This is a genomic window from Halopseudomonas sp. (assembly GCF_036961105.1).
Classification (GTDB): Bacteria; Pseudomonadota; Gammaproteobacteria; order Pseudomonadales; family Pseudomonadaceae; genus Halopseudomonas.
Window position 1 is genome coordinate 20102 of record NZ_JBALWW010000014.1, and the last position, 20916, is coordinate 41017.

Below are 20916 nucleotides of genomic sequence, written 5' to 3' on the forward strand. Positions count from 1 at the left end.
TGCTGCTGCCGCGCCAGGTCAGGGAATACGCCCGACCGCCAGCCAGGCTACCACGAGGCTCAATACCACCAGGATGCTCAGGGGCTTGCGCAGTGCCGGGTACCAGACCGGAGCCAAACCGTGGTTGACCGCCCACAGGTCGGCAAAATACAAAATGGCGAAGGCTATGAAGAAGATTGGCAGGGCCAGATTGATCGGCAGGCTCAGCCCTACCCAGCCCAGCAGCGGTGGCACCACCGAGAGCGCCAGCTGGATCGGCGCCTTGCCGCTTTCCGCGTCGGCGCGCATGGCCAGCCCCCAATGGATAGCCCCCATGAACGCCAACACTATGGCCGCGTAGGCCAGCAGCTCTTCCAGCACTCGCTCGCGCCACGCTTCCGGCGTCACCCAGAGCCCCAGAGCGCCGCTGACAAAGGGAATCAGCCCGACCAGTCCCAGCCCCAGGGCCAGTTTCGGGGGACGCGTTGCGCTGAATGGATGCATGCCTACTCCAGAGTTCGACTGTCACGCGCCAACTTGGCGCTGGGGCAATTATAGAGGCTCGTCGCCCTGCGACAAACGGCTATCGTGCAACAACTGGCTGGCCGCTGCGGGACGCTTGCGTGGCAACGCCGCGAGCAGCACACGCAGGTGCTGTCGCAAACGCTGCTGCTCTGCCGGCTCAGCGTTGTCGGCAAGGGCATAGGACTGGCGCACAAACTCATCAAAGAAGCCGTCAACGGCGCTGCGCTGGCCCGGTAACGCAGCCCGCAGGCGCTGTTGCCAGTTGCGCGGGCCCTCTCCGGGCTGAGCCTGCAGACCCAGGCGCGTCAGGCGGCGATCGAGTACCGCCCAGGCCTGTTGCTGGGCGCTGCCCTGCTGCCGCTGGGGCCGCAGCCACCAGGCAGCCTGCAGCAGCATGATGGTGCCTGCCAGCGCCAGCACCACCAGGCCTATTCGTTGCCAGTCGGCGGTGCCAAGCCAGCGACGGAACAAGCCCATCTGCTGCTCACCCTTGAAATTGAGCACCCGCAGTTGCCATTGATAGTTGATGTTGTCCCATGCCAGGCGCGCCTCATTCAGCCAGCCCACTCCGCGATAGCGTGAGCCCGAGAGGTAGGCGTCCTCCAGAAAGCTGCCCTCACCACGCACGGCTTCTTCCAGCCCTCGCTCGATACGCTCCGGCGCGACCTGAAAAGTCGGATCCAGCGAGACCCAGCCCTGCCCGGGCAACCAGGCTTCCACCCAGGCGTGGGCGTCGAACTGATGCACCAGCACATAGCCGCCCCGGGTATTCACTTCGCCACCCTGGTAGCCCGCCACGACACGGGCAGGAATACCGGCGGCGCGCAGCACGAAGGTCATGGCGCCGGCATAGTGCTCACAGAAGCCACGGCGGGTATCAAACAGAAATTCGTCATTGCTGTGCTGGCCCAGCGGCGTGGGATTGAGCGTGTAATAGAAAGGTTGCTGATTGAAGTAGCCGAGCAATGCCTGCACGAGCGCGGCGTCATCGCTATGTTGCGCGCGCAATTCAGTGGCCCATTGGCGCGCGCGCGGGTCACCCTGCTCCGGTAGTTCGAGCTGGCGTTTGCGCTCCAGATCACTCAGGCCCTCGGGCTGCTGCGCGGCATTCACGTAGGAGCTGGCACTGTAGCCAAAAGTGCTGTTGAGCGGCGCGATGGACTGCAGCGTGAAGTCATGCTTGCGCCGCAGGTAAGGATCCTCCGAGGTGCCGCCGCGCAGACTGAAGACCCAGGGCTGACCGCTCGCACCGGCAATCACCCGATACTCGATTGCCTCGCCGCTGGTGTCCAACGGCGGAGCAGGAAGATTGTTCAACCAGCGATCCTGCGACCAGCTGCGCCCGTCAAAGCGACTTAACGTCAGCGCACGCCAGTAGAGGGTCCGCAGTGGCGGAATCTCGCCTTCGAAACTGGCGCGAAAAGCCAACTCCGGTGAGCGCGCCAGATTGGCGATATCGGCCGGAGACATGTTTTCCGACAGACCGGTCTTGGCGCTACCGCCCGGCATGTTGACGGACCACAACGGCTCCAGCCGCGGAAAGAAGATGAACAATACCAACAACAATGGAATGGCCTGCAGCAGCATGACCCCAGCGCTACGCAAGGCGCGCATGGGATCGTTGCGGCCCGGACTCTGCTGCAACCCCACCAGAGCGGCAATCAGCACCAGGAGCGAGCCACACTGGTATAACGTAAGCGGGATGCCCTGATCGAACAGAAAGGCGGTTGCCAGTACAAAGATACCCAGGTAAACCAGTACCAGGGCGTCACGCGGGCTGCGCATTTCCAGCAGCTTGAGCATGAACAGCATGATCAGGAACATTACGGTGGCATCCAGTCCGATCAGCGTGCCCTGGGTAACGAACACGCCAAACAGAATCAGCAACAGCGCTGTCGCCTTCAAGAGGCTGCCCGGATAGCGCCAACGCATGCGCTGTATCTGCACGCGCCACAGCGCGCAGCCGATCCAAAGCAACGCCACCCACCAGGGCAGGCGCGGCAGATGCGGCAACAACACCACCACCTGGGCGGTCAGCAGCCAGGCCAGACTGTTGCGTGGAATCAAACCTGTGGCAGTCATGACGACAGGTCCAGGCCGTGCAAGGCCAGTGCGCTCAGGCAGGCATCGCGATGTGCTTCACCCAGCGCCGGTTGCAGGCGCAAGCCGCCAAGCGCAAGACCGTAGGGGTGACCCGCCGCTTCGAGTTCAAGCACCCATCCGGTCAGCATACCCAGACGTTGCTCAAGGTCCGCTGCCGGCGCCTGTTCAAGGTCCAGCCACTGGCTCTGCTGCTGGGGCTCGGCAAAAACCTTGCTATGCAGGCCCTGCCCGCGCGAATAGGCGCGCCAGTCCAGGCGCCGGCGCGAATCGCCGGGGCGATAATGCCGCAAGCCCTGAAAGTCATCCACACCTTCGGTAAGCTGAACCTGCGCACGTTCATCCTCACCCGGTCCGGCAGACTGCAGTGGCAGCGGTGCCTTGATCGGATGCGGGTAGACCAGTACGCGCCAGTTCAGATCCAGCAGACTCCAGGCGACAAACCAGCCCAGCGGAAACCGGGTTTCAATGCGCAGGCGTTCAGGCTGCAGCCAACCGCGCTGGCTGGTCGGGTAGTAAAGCGTGATAGCAAGCTCGCCATCGCGCGGGACATCCAGCTGCTGCGCCAACGTCTGCGGCCAACCCAGACGCAACGCCTGACGCTCGCGCCGGGGGCTCAACAGCACCAGCCCAAGCGGCGCCTGTTCGCCGGCAAACACCGGACGCCCGCCGGTAGCGCGCAAACTGATACCAGCCAGATTGCGATAGCTGTGATGCAGCGCTACCCAGAACAGGCTGAGCAGCACGAAGGTGAGACCGTACACCAGGCTGTTTTCATAATTGATGGCGCCAAGCAGCAGTATGCCCAGCAGGAGCAGAAAGGCCATGCCGGCACGACTGGGCAGAATGAAGATGCGCCGGTGATCCAGGCTGATCTGCTGCGCCGCCGGAATGCGTCGTTTCAACCAACGCTGATGCAGCGCGCGGCCACGCGCTCGCAGGCCCTCGCTCACACCGCCGGCACTTCGTTGAGTAGCCAGAGGGCAAGGCTGTCGCCGCCATGGCCGGCCGGATCGCTGGCTGCCCGCAGGCGGTGACTGACCACCGCTGGCAGCACCGCCTGCACGTCTTCGGGGATCACATAACTGCGTTTTTCCAGCAACGCCCACGCCCTGGCCGCCGCCAGCAGGCCAAGACTCGCGCGCGGTGATAGACCCCAGGCGCAGAGATCGCTGTTACGTGTGTGGTTGACCAGCCGCAGAATATAGTCGACCAGCGCTTCGCTGGCGGTTATCTGCGGCACCAGCGCCTGCAGGCGGTGCAGTTCGTTGCGATTCAGCAGCGGCTCCACGCGATCCAGCCGGGTACGGCGGTCCTCCCCCAGCAGCAGGCTTTTTTCTGCCTGCTCGCTGGGGTAACCCAGAGACAGCCGCATCAGAAAGCGATCCAGCTGGGATTCGGGCAAGGCGAAGGTGCCACCCTGCGAGACCGGGTTCTGCGTAGCAATCACGAAGAAAGGATCAGGCAGCGGCCGCGTGGCGCCATCAACCGTTACCTGGCCTTCTTCCATCGCCTCCAGCAAGGCGCTCTGGCTTTTGGGCGTGGCACGGTTGATTTCATCAGCCAGAACCAGCTCGGCGAAAATCGGTCCGGGGTGAAAGGTAAACTGGCCGCTGTTGCGATCGAACACCGAGGTACCCAGAATATCGCCAGGCAGCAGATCGCTGGTGAACTGGATACGCTGGTAACTCATCCCCAGCACCGAGGCCAAAGCCTGCGACAGGGTGGTCTTGCCCATGCCGGGCAGGTCTTCAATCAGCAGGTGTCCCTTGGCCAGAATACAGGTCAGAGCCAGTTTGACAGCGCGGGACTTGCCGAGCAGCACCTGATCTACCGCGTTCTGCGCCGCTGTTAACGCATCCTTCATGCTCACCTCGTCTTCGGGTTACCATCCCATGGTAGGTGCAAGCGCTGCTGCGCGAAAGCCACAGGCAACGGCTTGTAACAGCTTGTGCGCTTGCGGCCCACTCATCCACAAGGATACCGTCATGTTGCTGCGTCGTGTTTTTCTGCTGATCACCACGCTATTAAGCGGTTGCTCGGCCCTTACGCCGGTCAATTGGCTGGTTTCCAGCAGCGGTTATCAGCGTGTGAGCGATATCGCCTACGGTGAACTGCCACGCCAGAAACTGGACCTGTATCTGCCCGATCAACTACAGCCTGGCGCGCCAGTGGTGGTGTTCTATTACGGCGGCAGTTGGCGCGGTGGCGACCGGGCCGACTACCGCTTTGTCGGGCAGGCGCTGGCCAGCCGCGGTTTCATTACCCTGATACCCGACTACCGGATGTTCCCCGAAGTCCGCTACCCCGATTTCCTGCGTGACAGTGCCAAGGCGCTCGCCTGGGCACATGCCCATCAGCAGGACTGGCAGCAGGAGACCGGTCCGCTGCTGGTAATGGGGCACAGCGCCGGCGCCTATAACGCCGCGATGGTAGCGCTTGATCCTCGCTGGCTGCAGCAGGAGCAGCTCAGTCCGAAAATTCTCAGCGGCTGGGTCGGCCTGGCTGGCCCCTACGACTTTCTACCCATCATCAATCCCGATGTGCAGCCGGTCTTCTACCATCCCGATACCCCGGTGGACTCGCAGCCACTGATGCATGTCAGTGAAGCGAGCCCTCCAGCGCTACTGCTGAATGGCCGCGAGGATGAGCTGGTCGACCCGCAACGCAACACGGTGCAGATGGCCAAGGCGCTACGCGCCGCCGGGGTAGCCACCCAGAGTCAGGTGCTGGATGACATGGGGCATATCAAGATTCTGCTGGCCCTGGCGGCACCCTTTCAAAACTGGACGCCGGTCATGGAACAGGTCACCTGCTTTATCAGCGCTCAGGCTGGTCCGGGCTTCTCGGTCCCTTCGTCTTCGGCCTGCAAGGTTTCCAGCCGGTAAATCATGTAACGCACATGCAAATGCAGGCTGTATAGCTCGTGCGCGTAGGAGAGCGGAACATCCACGTGATTCAACTCGCCCTCCAGCTTGTTGAGACCATCGATTTCTTCCGCGTAGCGTTCCTTGATCTTGCCGCTGTAGATCAGCTTGTCGATACGCCGCAGGTGTTCATACCAACGAAATACCCGCGCGCGTACCCGCCAGCGATATAGCGGACCCATGCTCTTGAGCAGCGGAATCATGATGGCGATGAAAGGAATCAGCAGCACTACGTAACGATCGATTGCCGAAGCGACCTGGAACGGCAGGTAGCGTTGCAAGAAGGGCACGCCTTCGCGATGGTAATAGTCAGCTTCCTTGCTCAGCTCCAGCCCCATGGGTTCACCGGCCGGGAAACGCCCTGGCGGATCGAGCAGATTGCCTTCACGCAGCACCTTGCGCGCCGCTTCCAGCACGACGGCGGTCAGGGCCGGGTGAAAATACTGATTGCCCACCAGCATGGCCACCGGCGACAACACCTTGGTGTCCTGCTGCGGCACGTTCTGCGCGATATTGAGCAGACCTCTGGGTACCTCCAGGGCTTCCAGAAACTGCAGCCGGGCGGCAAAGGCATCGGCCTGCGCCAGGTTTATCAAGCTGATCTCTGGATGCGCCGCCAGGCGCGTAATCAGATGATTGTCTGCGGGCAAGACCAGAAAGGCTGCGTCCAGCTGCCCTGCCAAGAGCGCGTCCACCGCTGCCGAGCTGCCCATCTTGCTCCAGAGCCCGCTGTTGAGTTGCTGCAGACGCTGTTCATCCTGGCGCTCGATAAACAGTCCGCGCAGCACCGACCAGGTACCGCTGCCTTCGCTGCCCACCGCGACGCGTTTGTCGTTCAGATCAGATAACCGGGTAATGGCCAGCCCGCTGCGTTGAAACAACCAGAGCGGCTCATGATAAAGCGACGCCAGACCCACCAGACGCCTGCGTTGAGCAGGCTGCAACAGCAGCTCTGTGCCGCTCTGGATCAGCCCGAGCTGCACCTCACCGGCGCCGTCCGTCAGGCGCTGCAGATTATCCAATGAGCCACGGCTGGTACGCAGCTGCAGATCGATATCCTCCTTGGCGAGCTCTTCTTTCAACGCCAGGCCAAACTGATGATAGCCGCCGGTTTCGCTACCCGTGGTCATGACTACCACCTTGGGCGGCGCCGGATCGAGAAATCGAAACAGCAACCACACCAGCAACAGCGCCAGTGGAATGATCCAGAGGTTGGTGCGAATAAAGAGCCCGATATGCTTCAGCCTTTGCATCCTGCCACTCCAGCAACAAATGTATCTTCAGTCTAAACGGCGACTCCGGCTCGCGCGAAAAATCTACCCGCGGTTCAGACTATTGCGCCAAAGGCACGCCGGCTTGCTGATAGGCCATGGTGCCCCACAGCGGCACGGTGGACAGGCTGTGCTTGAAGCTCCCGGAGGTTTCCTTGGTGGAATAGGACAAGTACATCAGCGTCTGGTTTTCCGGGTCATAGATACGCCTTACCTTCATGGTCTTGAAGAAAATGCTCTTGGACTTTCGGAAGACGATCTCACCCGAGGCGCTTTTATCGATCTGCGCGATCATGTCCGGGGTGATTTCGCCGGTCTGGCGGCAGGAGATGGCGCTGTCGCTGGGGTCAGACAAGCTCAGGTTCGCCTCGACCGACGCAATATGGCAGGTCACCCCAGGCACCTGGGGGTCCACCAGGGAGTTCAGTTTGATGTCCTTCAGGGTGAACACACCCAGGGAGACGTCACCCACTTCGTTGTCCGAGCAGCCGGCAAGCAGGCCGACAAGGCCTGCCGCCAATAGTACTTTCTTCATGGTCACTTCCTGTTCCTGTGGCCAACCCATCGAGATCGGTTGAAATATTTTTTATCGCTGATGCCCTGTCTTTGACAGCTCTGCGCCGCTTGGTTCTGTACTGATTTGCCTACTTGGTCCGCCTGCGCGGCGCAGCTACCGGCGGGCATGAAAACAAAAAAGCCGCGCTCCGAAACCGGAGCGCGGCTTTTTATTAGTGCAGACCAAGCTTACATGCTGAGCGCCATGCTCACACCCGCCAGGCTGATCAGCGCGCCAAGCACCTGTACCACACGCTGCCAATGGCGCGCCTGCAACCATTGGCCGCCCACCAGACCCAGCCCATGCAACGCAGCGGTTGCCACCGCAAAGCCGAATGCATAAGCCGCAGCACCGGCGCCTGCGGGCATCTCTGCGCCGTGAGCGTAACCGTGGAACAGGGCAAAGCCGCTTACCAGTACCGCTGCCGGAACGGTTGCGCCACTGCGCGCAAAGATCAGCAGCATGCCCAGTACGATCACCGAGGCAACAATACCCAGCTCAACACCCGGCAGGTGCATGCCGGCCATGGCCAAGCCACCACCCAGCACCATCACGCCCACAAACAACAGAGGTAGCAGCCAGCGCGCGGTACCACCGAGTTTAGCCGCGCACAGCCCGACAGCGACCATCGCCAACAGGTGGTCCAGACCAAACAGCGGGTGGCTCAGGCCGCTGACCAGGCCAGAAGTGCCGTGCCCCGGATGGGCGTAAGCCATAACTGGCATCAGCGTGAGGCCGGCAGCCAGTGCCAGGTGTGTACGAATCGAGGTCATGTCAGGCTCCTTGTTTGGATTGGTCGGTATTGGGCAACGCTTTGAGCATGCCCTGACGAACGATAAAGTCGATGATGTCCTCCACACCTTGGCCGCTCTTGAGGTTGGAGAATACAAAGGGGCGCTCGCCACGCATTTTCTTGGCATCGCGATCCATCACACCCAGATCGGCGCCCACCAGTGGGGCCAGATCGGTCTTGTTGATGATCAGCAGGTCAGAACGGGTAATGCCCGGCCCACCCTTGCGTGGAATCTTGTCGCCGGCGGATACGTCGATGACGTAGAGCGTGAGGTCCGACAGCTCAGGACTGAAAGTCGCGGCCAGGTTGTCACCACCACTCTCGACCAGCACCAGCTCCATCTCGGGGTGACGCTCCTGCAGCTCGGCAATCGCGGCCAGGTTCATCGAGGCGTCTTCACGGATAGCGGTGTGCGGGCAGCCGCCGGTTTCCACGCCAAGGATACGATCTTCCGGCAGCGCGTCGTGGCGCAGCAGAAAGTCGGCGTCTTCGCGGGTGTAGATGTCGTTGGTGATCACACCCAGGTTGTAGTGCGGGTATAGGCGTTCACACAGGATACGCACCAGTGCGGTCTTGCCGGACCCAACCGGTCCGCCGATGCCTACCCGCAGCGCAGGTCTGGAAGTCATGGTTTATAGCTCCTTATGATCGAAACAATCGGGTGTATTGGTGTTCGTGCCGGGCACTGGCAAAGGCCAGCCCGGGCAGCCCAGCGCCCAGTTCATCGCCGGAGAGCTGCCGCGCTGTCTCAACGACGCCCGGCAGGCTGGGCAAAATGCGGTCAAGCAGACGCTGGGCATCGGTCTGGCCCAGCGGGATCAATTTGGTTGCTGCGCCCACCTGGTTTTCCAGCCAGCTCCAGAGCGCACCCAGCGCCAGTGCATGCGCGCCGGTGTTCCAGTGCTGCCCGGCCATGGCCAGACCCGTCACCAGCGCCAGCGGCTCGCCGGTCGGCCATTCCTGCGCACTGGGCACACCCAGCGAGCACAACAGGCGCAACAAGGCGCCACCCTGCTGGCTGTCTTCCAGATACAGCTCGGCGGTTTCCCGGTTGGCCAGCAGCCAGTCATTCCAGGAGAACAGCGCGCCGTCGTCAGCCCGCTCCAGCGCCTCGTACTGACGCAGCAGAATGGGTATGTCCAGCCGCGCCGCCGAATGCTCAAGCAGCCCGCCAAGCCAGCCGGCAGCGCTGTCGATATCCGTTACCCAGCCTTGCTCGATGGCGTACTCCAGCCCTTGCGAGTAGGCGTAGCCGCCAATTGGCAGGGCCGGGCTCGCCAGCTGCAACACGCGCAGCAGCGCCAGGTCGGTCATTACTCTGGTTTCAGACCTGGCTTCAACTCTGGCCTCAGCCACGGTCGTGTCCGGCCAGGCGCAGGAAAGGTGCCGCCGGGGTGGCCACGCTGTGGCTGTGGTTGTGATAGGCGCCCGACTCGGGATTGAACGGCGCGGTGACCTGCGCTACCTCCAGCCCAAAGCCGCGCAGCATGGCATCCAGCACGTGATCGCAGAGGTAGCGCAGCTCACCGGCGCGCACTTCCAGCGCCACGTGGCGGTTGCCCATATGGTAGGCCGCGCGCGCCAGCAACAGCGCATCGTCGCACTGCACGCGTGACAGCTGCTCTGGCGCGGCGCTGATCATCAGCACACTGCCGTCGTTGCACTGCAGGCGGTCGCCCTGGGCCAGCACGCGGCCACGCGGCAGAAACAGGCCGACCTCCAGTCCGTCCTGGGTCTCAGCTCGCAGACGGCTGCGCGTGCGCAGCTCATAGGTCAGCTCAAGCACATGCTGATGGCCGCCCTCGCCCTCCAGCCACTCATGACATTCCAGCATTCAGTCTTTCTCCTTCAAAAAATCTCAGAACAGTCAGAACAAATAGTACCGCTGCGCCAGCGGCAGCTCGGTCGCCGGCTCGCAGAGCAGCTCAACACCATCGGCCTTGACCACATAGGTCTGCGGATCAACGCTGATGTCGGGCATGTAATCGTTGAGCTTCATGTCTACCTTGCTGATGGTGCGGGTGTTGCGCACCGCTTCGAGCCGCCGATTCAAGCCCAGTTTGTCGGCAATACCGGCGTCCAGCGCAGCCTTGGAGACAAAGGTCACACAGGTGCTGTCCATGCCTTTGCCGAAGGCGCCGAACATGGGCCGGTAATGCACCGGCTGTGGCGTCGGAATCGAGGCATTCGGATCACCCATGGGCGCCGCAGCAATGGCGCCACCCTTGAGGATCAGGCTGGGCTTGGTACCGAAGAACGCCGGCTTCCACAGCACCAGATCCGCGAGTTTGCCGACCTCGATTGAGCCGACCACATCGGCCAGCCCCATGGTGATCGCCGGGTTGATGGTGTACTTGGCGATGTAGCGCTTGGCGCGCGCGTTGTCGGACCAGTCATCATCGCCCGCCAGCGGGCCGCGTTGCACTTTCATCTTGTGCGCGGTCTGCCAGGTACGGGTCACCACCTCGCCCACCCGGCCCATGGCCTGGGAGTCGGACGAGATCATGCAGAAGGCGCCCAGATCGTGCAGGATGTCTTCAGCGGCAATGGTCTCGCGGCGGATACGCGAGTCGGCGAAGGCCACGTCTTCGGCAATCGCCGGATCAAGGTGATGGCAGACCATCAGCATGTCGAGATGCTCGTCCACCGTGTTGACCGTGTAGGGCCGCGTCGGATTGGTCGAGGACGGCAGCACGTTGGCTTCGCCACAGGCCTTGATGATGTCCGGCGCGTGGCCACCGCCCGCGCCCTCGGTGTGATAGGTGTGAATCACCCGGCCCTTGATCGCGGCCAGGGTGTCTTCAACAAAACCGGATTCGTTCAGGGTGTCGGTATGGATCGCCACCTGCACGTCGTAGGCATCGGCCACGCTCAGGCAGCAGTCGATGGCGGCCGGTGTGGTGCCCCAGTCCTCGTGCAGCTTCAGGCCCATGGCGCCGGCTTCAATCTGTTCTTCCAGGGCGTCCGGCAGGCTGGCGTTGCCCTTGCCAAGAAAGCCGAGGTTCATCGGGAAGCATTCGGCCGACTGCAGCATCTTGCCCAGGTGCCAGGCGCCCGGAGTGCAGGTGGTGGCGTTGGTGCCGGTAGCCGGCCCGGTGCCGCCGCCGATCATGGTAGTCACGCCCGACATCAGCGCTTCATCAATCTGCTGCGGGCAGATGAAATGAATGTGCGCATCGATGCCGCCCGCCGTCAGAATCATGCCTTCGCCGGCGATTATCTCGGTACAGGGGCCGATGATGATGTCGACACCGGGCTGAATATCCGGGTTACCGGCCTTGCCAATGGCCTGGATGTTGCCATCCTTGAGCGCCACATCGGCCTTGATCACGCCCCACCAGTCGAGGATCAGGGCATTGGTGATCACTGTGTCCGGGGTTTCGGCGCGGGTGCGTTGGCTTTGCCCCATGCCGTCACGGATTACCTTGCCACCGCCGAACTTCACTTCCTCGCCGTAGCGGGTCAGGTCTTTTTCGACGCTGATCCACAGTTCGGTGTCGCCCAGACGCACGCGGTCGCCGGTGGTCGGGCCGTACATTTCGGCATAGGCCTGTCTGCTGATTTCCATCGTCTTCTCCTATGTTCAGAGACTGCCCATGACGTCGCCACGGAAGCCATACACTTTGCGCTCACCCGCCAAGGCCACCAGTTCTATCTCGCGGCTCTGGCCCGGCTCGAAACGCACCGCCGTACCTGCGGCAATATTCAGCCGAAAGCCGCGTGCCGCTGCGCGATCGAACTGCAGCGCCGGGTTAGTTTCGGCAAAGTGATAGTGCGAGCCCACCTGCACCGGACGGTCGCCGCTGTTGGCCACGCTGATCACCAGCGTCTCGCGCCCTTCGTTGAGTTGCAGCGAACCCGGACGGGTCTGTACTTCTCCTGGAATCATGGTGCTCTCCTCAGGGAATCGGGTTATGCACGGTGACCAGCTTGGTGCCGTCGGGGAAAGTCGCTTCCACCTGCACCTCGGCCAGCAGTTCGGGAATGCCGTCCATCACCTGCTCGCGGCTCAGCAAGGTACGGCCGTAGCTCATCATCTCGGCGACGCTGCGACCGTCACGGGCGCCTTCCATGATGGCGGCGCTGATGTAGGCCATCGATTCCGGGTAATTCAGCTTTACCCCACGTGCCAGCCGGCGCTCGGCCAGCAGCGCTGCGGTAAACAGCAGAAGTTTGTCTTTTTCGCGCGGTGTCAGCTCCATGAAACGGGCTCCATTCAGGTATTCCAGATACGGGGTGAGCAGGCAGCACGACCATTGATCAGCGGTCGCAGGTGCTGCCACAAACGAATAAAGGTGTTGCGCGCGTGCTCGGCCTCGGCACCCAGGTAACGGCCGATCAGCAAGCCGTTGCGCTGCGTCAGTGCCAACTGAGGATAGTCCGCAAAGTTCTCGCGCAGGTCATCCAGCTGTTGGCGATCCAGTTGCAAGGTTGCCAGCCAGGTGCCGCTGACCCCTGCGCCAGCCAAGCCCCAACGTGCGTCCAGTAAGGTCTCGCCGCCAACAAAACAGTTGCGTTCGATATAGATCGGCCGGCCATCGCGCCACACATCCAGGCGCTGCTCCACCGCGCCATGGGTAAAGCCCTCGTCCGCCGCCGGGCGACCCAGGCAGAGCAGGTCCCAGGCGCAGCAGCGGGCATCGCCGCTCAGGTCAATACGGGTAATCAGCTTGGCGTTGCAGCCTTCAAAGGCGATGGTGTCCTGCGGCAGGTATTCCAGACTGCTGCCGGCAGCCAGGGTGAAGCGGTTGTGCTGCACCTGAAAGGTGCCGTTGTCCCGCGCGCGGTAGCATTTGCCCGAGGATGGTGTGGTCAACAGCGCCTGCGCGCCAACCTGCATGTCTGCCTGCAAACGCAGGGTGTCGCCGCTGACCAGGCCGCCGGGCGGATGCAGAATATAAAGATGCGGGCAATCGGGCCCTTCGGGGAAAAACGGGCGCTGAATGCGCAGCGGGCCTCGGTGACTGGTGTGCGCCAACTGAGTGCGCTCTGCACTGCGGATAAACCCGAGGCTCAGGCCGGCTTGCCAGTTCAGCGCGCTGTCATGCTGTTCAAGGTGCCAGGCAAGGGTCATATAGCGTATCCAACCGTTAACGTTGGCCAATTACAGAGCAAGTGCCATGCCACCCTGTTACTCCTGTATTTCGCGGGATGCACGATTAGCGCCCACAGCGCGACGCACCAAAATGATCCACTGACCATTTGGACAGCATTTCAAGGCACCATAAAAGGGCATAATTGGATACACCTTGAGACTTGTAACTGCTCTCCAGTCTGGTAACGTCAGCTGACCAGCGTCCTGCTGGGCAAATATTCAGCAATCCCGACTTTGTTTAACCAAACTCTAGCCAAGGAGTAATGCCGCTCGCCATGAACAAATCCCCTGCCATCGTAATGACCCGCCTGGATGTACAGCGCCTGGAAAAGGTGCTCGACAACATGCAGGCACCACTGGACCTGCTCGAAGCGCTGGAAGACGAGGTGCTGCGCGCCCGCGTGGTGAGCCACAAGCGCATCGCCAGCGACGTGGTCACCATGAATTCGACAGTGCGGTTTATCGATGAGGCCAGCGAGCGGGAGTTTGTACTGACACTGGTTTACCCCGAGCAGGCCGGGCGACCCGGCACCATCTCTATTCTGGCGCCGGTGGGTATTGCCTTGCTGGGGTTGAAGGTGGGTCAGTGCATCAACTGGCAAGGCCCACAGGGGCGCCCGTTGAAGCTGAAGATCATGGATATTCTGTATCAACCAGAAGCCAGCGGTGACTATCACCTCTGACACCAGTTGTTACCCTCAAGCGCCCCGAGCTTGCCTCGGGCGCGCCTTGCCCCTAACGACTATTCGGCCGGATCGGGGCTCTCATGGCCCAGTTCCAGCGCAGCGCGCTCGGTCCACTCCTCTCCAAGCTCTGCTTTAACAGACACACCCAACTCCTTGAAATCGTTGACCTGCTTGACCAGATTCGCCCGACCGCCCAGTAGTTGATCCTTGGCCTTGCGGTAGGCGTCCGAGGCCTTGTCCAGGCTCTTCTCGATGTTATCCATGCTGCCGAGAAAGGTGCGCAGCTTGTCGTGAATCTTGGCGGCGCGCTCCGCCAGCTCGGCGGTGTGGCGGTTCTGATCCTCGAAGCGCCAGAGCTGGCGCACTATATTGAGGCTGGTCAGCAGCGTGGTGGGCGTGGCCACCAACACGTTCTGCTCGATGGCTTTCTGGAACAGGGTTTCATCGGCCTTCAACGCCTCGACAAAAGCCGATTCGATAGGGATGAACATGAACACCATTTCCGGCGCATTGAGTCCCGGCAGCTCAAAATAGTTGCGATCCGACAGCTCGCGAATACGCTGCCCTACCGCCACCACATGCTCGCCCAGCGCAATCCGCCGTTCGGCCTCGTCTTCGCTGTTGATGTAGCGGGTATAGGCGTTCAGCGACACCTTGGCGTCGATGATCAGGTGCTTGTCCTGCGGCAGGTAGACCAGCACGTCCGGGCGCTGACGCTGGCCCTCGCTGTTGGTCATGCTGACCTCACGCTTGAAATCAATGCCTGCGCGCAAACCGGAGCGCTCCAGTACGTTTTCCAGAATCAGCTCGCCCCAGTTGCCCTGGGTCTTTTTCTGCCCGCGCAGGGCGGTGCTCAGGTCATGGGCCTCCTGGGTGATCTGCAGGTTCAGGTCTTTCAGGTGCTTGAGTTCGGCCGCCAGCGTGGCCTGCTGCTGGGTATCCTTGTGATGGATGTCTTCCACCTTGCTGCGGAACTGGTCGATCTGCTCACGGAAGGGCTTGAGCAGCGCATCCAGCGACTGCTGATTCTGCAGCGAGAAGGCCTGGCCCTTGGCCTCGAAGATCTTGCCGGCCAATTGCTCGAACTCCATCTTCAACTGATCGCGACTGTCTTTCAGCAGCTGCTGCTGTTCACTGAAATGCTGCTGACGCTGCTCCAGGCTGCTTTGCAATGTGGAGTGCTCGACCTTCAACTGCTCGTGCTCGTGCTGCAGGCTATCGAGCCGCGCGCGCAGCTGGTCACGCTCACCGCGCAGCTCGTCCACTTGCCTGCCCTGCTCACGGCTCAGGGTTTGCGCGCGCTCGGCCTGCAGCTGCCATTCCTGCCCCTGCCCCTGCGCGCTGCTTAAACGCTCCGCCTGCTGCAGCTGCTGCTGACGCAGCTCCTGCACAGTTTCCTGCAGATGCTCGATACGGGTTTGCAGACCGCTGTGCTGGGCGTGCTGCTGATGCAATTCCAGCTGCGCGCTCTGCAGGTCGTCACGCAACTGCGACTGTTGTTGCTGAGCTTGCGCGAGCTCCTCACGCAGCGCGCTTTGCCGGCGCAGCAGCAGGGTGGCGGTCAGCCCCCAGCCGGCCAGCAGGGCGAGACAGATGACGGGATACAGATGGGTGAGGTCAGACAGGGGCATGCACTTCTCCTTGGGCTGGCCGTATTATCCACGGCCGACGGGTGCATTAAAACGCCTGATCACAGTCTTGATATGAATGCCGCAAAACCGGGCGCACTGCAGCCCCACTCTTTCAGCACGTTTGCCGTCGACAGGCCCGGAACGGCGCGCATTACCGCGCGGGTTGCTGCGGCCACGCGGTGCCATACCCGCCTGCGATGGCGCGGCTTGCGCCGCTGGTCGAGATGGACCTCGCCCTACCCATCTGACGCTTCCCGGGAAGGTAACGTATCTACAGGTAAAACCTTACTTGCTGCGCAACGACCCCAGAATGCCGCGCACTATTGCCCTGCCAGCCTGGGTTCCCACTGAACGCATGGCGCTGCGCCCAAAGGCACTGAACATGTCGGCCAGCTCCTGACCAATCGACTTGTCAGCCGCACCACCGCGCTTGTTGCGGGCCTGGCTCTGGGTCTTTACCACCGGTTTCGCCTCTGACAATGCCTTGTCTGCACGCGCCTGCAAGATCTCGTAGGCCGACTCTCGATCATCCAGCTCGTCATAGGCACCGGCCAGCGGTGAAGCCTTGATCAAGGCCGCGCGCTCGGCGTCATCAATCGGCCCCATCTGACTATCGGGTGGGCGAATCAGCACCCGTTGCACTATTCCCGGCGTGCCTTTGGCGTCCAGCACCGAGACCAGCGCCTCACCGACGCCCAGCGCGGTGATGGCGCTCTCGGTATCCAGTTCAGGATTCGCGCGAAAAGTCTGCGCGGCGGCGCGCACGGCTTTCTGATCGCGCGGGGTAAAGGCGCGCAGCGCGTGCTGCACCCGATTACCCAATTGGCCGAGTATGCTCTCGGGAATATCCAAGGGGCTCTGGGTAACGAAGTACACACCCACCCCCTTGGAGCGAATCAGGCGCACCACCTGTTCGATGCGATCGACCAATGCCTTGGGCGTATCGCTGAACAGCAGATGCGCTTCATCAAAGAAGAGCACAAAGCGCGGTTTGTCGGCATCGCCCACCTCGGGCAACTGCTCGAACAACTCCGACAGCAGCCAGAGCAGAATGCAGGAATAGGCCAGGGGGCTGGTCTGATACAGCTGCGCCGCGTGCAGTACATTGACCACGCCCTGGCCGCTCTCATCGGTCTGCAGAAAATCGTCCAGACTGATGGCCGGCTCACCAAAGAGCTGCTCGGCGCCCTCGCCGTCCAGCCGCAACAATGCGCGCTGAATGGCGCCCAGGCTGGCGGCAGAGACATTGCCATAGCGCTTGCCAAGCTCGGCGCGCTGCTCATGCAGATAACTGAGCATTGAGCGCAGGTCCTTCAGATCGAGCAATAGCCAGCCGTTGTCGTCGGCCACGCGGAACAGAATGTCGATGATGCCGCTTTGGGTCTCATTGAGATTGAGTAGCCGTGACAGCAGCATTGGCCCCAGCTCGGCGATCGTCAGCCGCAGCGGATGCCCCTGCTGGCCAAATACATCCCAGAACACCGTGGGCGCACCGCGCAGCGTCATGCTGCCCAGGCCCACCTTAGCGGCCCGCTGCTGCAGCTTCTCGCTCGCCGTACCGGTTTTGGCGATGCCGGAGAAATCCCCTTTGATGTCCGGCACCAGCACCGGCACGCCCAACTGCGAAAAGCTCTGCGCCAATACTTGCAAGGTAATGGTCTTGCCGGTGCCAGTGGCCCCGGCGATCAATCCATGGCGGTTGGCCATGCGCGGCTCAATGGCCACGCTGGCCCAGTCATTACCGCCTATCAGCAGCGGTGCTATGTGCGAATCCGGCATCAAACTTCTCTCCCTGATGGGCTACGGCGCAACTCTCGCTGCTGCGCGCATGTTGCTTCGAGCATCGCGCATGAACCCGCGCTGTGCCAGCGAATTATGGACCGCCGTGCCTGGCTTGCAAATCGCCAACCCCGACTCCAACCGAAGCTCCCCCCCATTAGGGGGGTATAGCCGCCCCGCCTGCCCACATAGAGTCGAGCGATGTGAATGCACACGGCCAATGCGCTGCACTGCATCACTTGCCAGGGATTATTAATAACAACAAGCGCCCGGCGCGAGGATCCTCATGACACACATAACAAGAAATGCTCTAAAGGCTGGAATAAAGCCCTTGGTGGTGGCTGTCGCCATGGCCTCGGCCCTGCCGGCCCATGCGGTGCGATTTGATCTTGGCGAGGTCCAGGGCCAGTTCGATTCGCAGATGTCCATCGGTGCCAGTTGGGGCACCAGCGGGATTGACGATGATCTGGTCTGGGCAGGCAATGGCGGCAAGGCAAACGCTGGGAATTCCGATGACAATCGTCTGAACTTCGACAAGGGCGAGACCTTTTCCAAGATTTTCAAGGGCATCCACGATCTGTCCCTTCAGTATGGCGATACCGGCGTCTTTCTGCGTGGCAAGTACTGGTACGACTTCGAGCTCAAGGACGAGCATCGCAACCTGTACGATATCAGCGATGAGAACCGCAAGACGGCGGCCCAGTCGTCCGGTGTGCAGCTACTCGATGCCTTTCTCTACCACAACTACAGCATTGGCGATAAACCGGGTTCGGTGCGGGTCGGCAAGCAAGTGGTGAGCTGGGGCGAAAGCACCTTTATCCAGAATGGCATCAACGCCATCAACCCGATTGACGTGGCTGCCTTTCGCCGGCCTGGTGCAGAGGTCAAGGAGGGACTGATTCCGGTCAATATGCTGTTCCTGTCACAGAGTCTGACCGACAACCTCGGCATGGAGATGTTCTATCAGCTGGAGTGGGACCAAACGGTGCTGGATAACTGCGGCACGTTCTTCTCCTTCACCGACACCGTTGCCGATGGCTGCGACTACGTAGGCGTGCAAGGCACCCAGAACGACGCCAACGGCGCCGGCGTATTCGCTTACGTACCGCGCGGAGCAGACCGCGACGCAAAGGATGATGGCCAGTTTGGCGTATCTTTCCGTTACTACGCCGAAAACCTGAATCAGACCGAGTTCGGCGTTTACGCAATGAATTACCACAGCCGCAACCCTATCTACAGCACCAGCCTGAACGCGGTTGGCGGCCCGGCCGGCTTCCACAACGTACCTGTGGCTCAGGTGCCGTCGGTGATTGCCGGTTCATCCTATTTCATCGAATACCCCGAAGACATTCGCCTGTATGGCGCGAGCTTTCAGACCAATATCGGCACCACGGCAGTATCTGGCGAAGTCAGCTATCGACCCAATCAGCCGCTGCAGATCAGCAGTAATGACCTGACGGGCGCCGTACTGGGTGTACCCAACCCGGCGGTAGCAGAAATTGGTGCCGATGGCGATCTGCACGGCTACAAGCGTCTGCCGGTAACCCAGGCACAGGTCACGGTGCTGAACTTCATCGACAACGTACTGGGGGCCGAGCGTCTGACGTTGATCGGTGAAGCCGGCTACAACTACATCAGCGGTATAGATACCGGACCAGGTGAGCTGCGCTTTGGCCGCGATTCGCTGTACGGCTCAGGCGAGCTGACCACACCCGGAGTCTGCGAAGGCAGCAATGCCGCCGACCCATCGCAGTGCAGCAATGACGGCTTTTATACCGACAGCTCATGGGGCTATCGCCTGGTCGCAGCGCTCGATTACAACGGTTTTGCCGGCATCGCCCTCAAGCCCGCCTTTGCTTTCTCACACGATGTTGATGGTTACGGCCCCAACTTCAACGAAGGCGCCATGGCCGCCAACCTCGGTCTGACTGCGGTCTACAACAACAAATACAACGCCAGCATCAACTACACCAATTTCTTCGGTGGCGACTACAACGCCAACACCGACCGGGATTTTGCTGCAGTCAGCGTCGGCGTGAACTTCTGATCAAACGGAGAACCATATGACCTCATTACAAAAACTGAAACTCCAGACGATCGGCGTACTGGCCCTGAGCACCCTGGCCCTGTCGGTCAGCGCTGCGGTTTCCCAGGAAGAAGCAGCCAAGCTGCAAACCACCCTGACGCCGCTCGGCGCCGAGCGCGCCGGCAATGCCAGCGGCACCATTCCCGAATGGACCGGCGGTATGGCGACCAATGCAGCCAGTGTCGATGAAGACGGTTTCTACGGTGACCCCTTTGCCGGTGAGCAACCCCAGTACGTGGTCACCGCCGCCAACATGGATCAATACAAGGATCTGCTGACCGACGGCCAGAAGGCCATGCTGCAGCGCTACCCCGAGACCTACAAGCTGCGCGTCTTCCAGACCAAACGCACCGCCACCGTCCCCCAGGAGGTCTTTGACGCCGTCGCACGCAACGCGGTGAACACCAGGCTGGCCGAAGGTGGCAACGGCCTGGAGAACTTTGATACGGCCTATCCCTTCCCGATTCCACAAAGCGGCGTCGAGGTGATCTGGAACCACATCACCCGCTACCGCGGCGGCAGCTTCACCCGCACCATTGCACAGGCCACGCCGCAGGCCAACGGCTCCAACACCTATGTGGTGTTGCAGGATGCCTTCAGCTTTGCCACCGCGCTGACCGACTATGGCCCGAAGATATCCGACAATCTGATGTTCTACTTCACTCAGCGGGTGCTCTCGCCCTCACGTCTGGCCGGTGACGTACTGCTGGTACACGAGTACATCAACCAGGTCAAAGAGCCGCGCGCCGCCTGGCTGTATAACGCCGGTCAACGCCGAGTACGCCGCGCACCACAGGTCGCTTACGACGGTCCGGCCCTGAGCGCCGATGGCACGCGGGTGTCCGACAACTACGACATGTACAACGGCTCGCCAGATCGCTATGACTGGAAGCTGGTGGGCAAGCGCGAACTGCTGATCCCCTACAACAACTTCGCCATCGCCTCGCGTGAGGTAGAGTATGACGACATCATCCAGAAGGGGCATATCAATCAGGATATGGTGCGCTACGAGGTTCACCGTGTCTGGGAGGTAGAAGCCACCTTGCGCGAAGGCCAGCGCCACGTGTACGCCAAGCGTCATTTCTTTATTGATGAAGACAACTGGCAGGCCGGTGAAATCGACCATTATGACGGCCGTGGCGGCCTGTGGCGTGTGGCCGAGTCCATCGCCCTGCAGCGCTTCGACCAGCAAGTACCAGGTTATGCCGCTGAAACCCTGTACGACCTGCAGAACGGTCGCTACATGGCACTGGGCATGACCAACGAAGAGCGCAAGAACTACGACTTTGACTTTGAAGCATCCTCCGCGGACTTTACCCCCAACGCCCTGCGCGCGGCGGGTATCCGCTAGTACCGAGCAACACCAAGCCCCTGTCGTTTCCGCTGCTCCGGGCGACAGGGCACCCCCCTCTTCTGAGCTGCAAGCCGCAAGCTGCAAGCTGCAAGCCAAACCCAAACCCAAACCCAACGCTGTTTTTTGCCTTTGCT

20 protein-coding genes are annotated in these 20916 nt (G+C 61.4%); 4 read left to right on the forward strand and 16 right to left on the reverse strand.

Features of this window, described 5'->3' with window-relative positions; translation table 11 throughout:
- Window positions 1-18: 18 nt before the first annotated feature.
- Genes V7756_RS13480 through V7756_RS13495 form a run of 4 tightly spaced genes read right to left on the reverse strand, consistent with a single transcriptional unit; the run spans window position 19 to window position 4471 of the window.
- The gene (locus tag V7756_RS13480; protein ID WP_335610704.1) at window positions 19-483 is read right to left on the reverse strand and encodes a DUF3429 domain-containing protein; all 465 of its coding nucleotides are present in this window, start codon (window positions 481-483) and stop codon (window positions 19-21) included.
- A gap of 48 nt (window positions 484-531) precedes the next feature.
- The gene (locus V7756_RS13485) at window positions 532-2586 is read right to left on the reverse strand and encodes a transglutaminase TgpA family protein (protein WP_335610705.1); all 2055 of its coding nucleotides are present in this window, start codon (window positions 2584-2586) and stop codon (window positions 532-534) included.
- Window positions 2583-3545 carry a DUF58 domain-containing protein gene (locus tag V7756_RS13490; RefSeq protein ID WP_442909004.1) on the reverse strand — a complete coding sequence of 321 codons (963 nt, stop codon included), beginning with the start codon at window positions 3543-3545 and terminating at the stop codon, window positions 2583-2585. The genes V7756_RS13485 and V7756_RS13490 overlap by 4 nt, the downstream gene beginning before the upstream one ends.
- A gap of 8 nt (window positions 3546-3553) precedes the next feature.
- A complete protein-coding gene (locus tag V7756_RS13495; RefSeq protein WP_335610707.1) occupies window positions 3554-4471 on the reverse strand; it encodes an AAA family ATPase in 918 nt (305 codons plus the stop codon).
- A 124-nt stretch (window positions 4472-4595) separates the two neighbouring features.
- Here V7756_RS13495 and V7756_RS13500 point away from each other — a divergent pair, with 124 nt between their 5' ends.
- A complete protein-coding gene (locus V7756_RS13500) occupies window positions 4596-5492 on the forward strand; it encodes an alpha/beta hydrolase (protein ID WP_442909005.1) in 897 nt (298 codons plus the stop codon).
- On the opposite strand, the gene V7756_RS13505 is transcribed toward V7756_RS13500, so the two are convergent.
- The 10 genes from V7756_RS13505 to V7756_RS13550 all read right to left on the reverse strand — a co-directional run bounded on the left by V7756_RS13505 (window position 5432) and on the right by V7756_RS13550 (window position 13225).
- Complete coding sequence (locus V7756_RS13505) at window positions 5432-6784, reverse strand: TAXI family TRAP transporter solute-binding subunit (RefSeq protein WP_335610709.1); 1353 nt, start codon at window positions 6782-6784, stop codon at window positions 5432-5434. The two genes, V7756_RS13500 and V7756_RS13505, sit on opposite strands and share 61 nt — an antisense overlap.
- Window positions 6785-6863: 79 nt before the next feature.
- Window positions 6864-7337 (reverse strand): CreA family protein, encoded by a 474-nt coding sequence (locus V7756_RS13510; RefSeq protein ID WP_335610710.1) that lies wholly within the window; start codon window positions 7335-7337, stop codon window positions 6864-6866.
- A 209-nt stretch (window positions 7338-7546) separates the two neighbouring features.
- A complete protein-coding gene (locus tag V7756_RS13515; protein ID WP_335610711.1) occupies window positions 7547-8131 on the reverse strand; it encodes a HupE/UreJ family protein in 585 nt (194 codons plus the stop codon).
- Between the two features lies 1 nt (window position 8132).
- Window positions 8133-8780: an urease accessory protein UreG gene (ureG, locus tag V7756_RS13520; protein ID WP_335610712.1), complete on the reverse strand. Its 648-nt coding sequence runs from the start codon at window positions 8778-8780 to the stop codon at window positions 8133-8135.
- 13 nt (window positions 8781-8793) lie between these two features.
- Window positions 8794-9465: an urease accessory protein UreF gene (locus V7756_RS13525; RefSeq protein WP_442909006.1), complete on the reverse strand. Its 672-nt coding sequence runs from the start codon at window positions 9463-9465 to the stop codon at window positions 8794-8796.
- 34 nt (window positions 9466-9499) lie between these two features.
- Entirely contained in the window at window positions 9500-9985 is a 486-nt protein-coding gene (gene ureE / locus V7756_RS13530) for an urease accessory protein UreE (protein ID WP_335610714.1), read from the reverse strand.
- 33 nt (window positions 9986-10018) lie between these two features.
- A complete protein-coding gene (gene ureC, locus V7756_RS13535; protein ID WP_335610715.1) occupies window positions 10019-11719 on the reverse strand; it encodes an urease subunit alpha in 1701 nt (566 codons plus the stop codon).
- A 15-nt stretch (window positions 11720-11734) separates the two neighbouring features.
- The gene (locus V7756_RS13540; RefSeq protein WP_335610716.1) at window positions 11735-12040 is read right to left on the reverse strand and encodes an urease subunit beta; all 306 of its coding nucleotides are present in this window, start codon (window positions 12038-12040) and stop codon (window positions 11735-11737) included.
- A 10-nt stretch (window positions 12041-12050) separates the two neighbouring features.
- Entirely contained in the window at window positions 12051-12353 is a 303-nt protein-coding gene (gene ureA / locus V7756_RS13545) for an urease subunit gamma (protein ID WP_335610717.1), read from the reverse strand.
- 14 nt (window positions 12354-12367) lie between these two features.
- The gene (locus V7756_RS13550; RefSeq protein ID WP_335610718.1) at window positions 12368-13225 is read right to left on the reverse strand and encodes an urease accessory protein UreD; all 858 of its coding nucleotides are present in this window, start codon (window positions 13223-13225) and stop codon (window positions 12368-12370) included.
- A gap of 296 nt (window positions 13226-13521) precedes the next feature.
- Between V7756_RS13550 and rnk the strand changes: the two genes are divergently transcribed.
- A complete protein-coding gene (rnk, locus tag V7756_RS13555; RefSeq protein WP_335610719.1) occupies window positions 13522-13929 on the forward strand; it encodes a nucleoside diphosphate kinase regulator in 408 nt (135 codons plus the stop codon).
- A 59-nt stretch (window positions 13930-13988) separates the two neighbouring features.
- Here rnk and rmuC read toward each other — a convergent pair whose 3' ends face one another.
- Together rmuC and V7756_RS13565 are read right to left on the reverse strand one after the other, a co-directional pair.
- The gene (gene rmuC / locus V7756_RS13560; RefSeq protein ID WP_335610720.1) at window positions 13989-15563 is read right to left on the reverse strand and encodes a DNA recombination protein RmuC; all 1575 of its coding nucleotides are present in this window, start codon (window positions 15561-15563) and stop codon (window positions 13989-13991) included.
- A gap of 285 nt (window positions 15564-15848) precedes the next feature.
- Entirely contained in the window at window positions 15849-17342 is a 1494-nt protein-coding gene (locus V7756_RS13565; protein WP_335610721.1) for a helicase HerA-like domain-containing protein, read from the reverse strand.
- Between the two features lie 349 nt (window positions 17343-17691).
- Between V7756_RS13565 and V7756_RS13570 the strand changes: the two genes are divergently transcribed.
- Both V7756_RS13570 and V7756_RS13575 read left to right on the forward strand, forming a co-directional pair.
- The gene (locus tag V7756_RS13570) at window positions 17692-19389 is read left to right on the forward strand and encodes a DUF1302 domain-containing protein (protein ID WP_442909001.1); all 1698 of its coding nucleotides are present in this window, start codon (window positions 17692-17694) and stop codon (window positions 19387-19389) included.
- Window positions 19390-19405: 16 nt separating this feature from the next.
- The gene (locus V7756_RS13575; protein WP_335610723.1) at window positions 19406-20779 is read left to right on the forward strand and encodes a DUF1329 domain-containing protein; all 1374 of its coding nucleotides are present in this window, start codon (window positions 19406-19408) and stop codon (window positions 20777-20779) included.
- Window positions 20780-20916 lie beyond the last annotated feature (137 nt).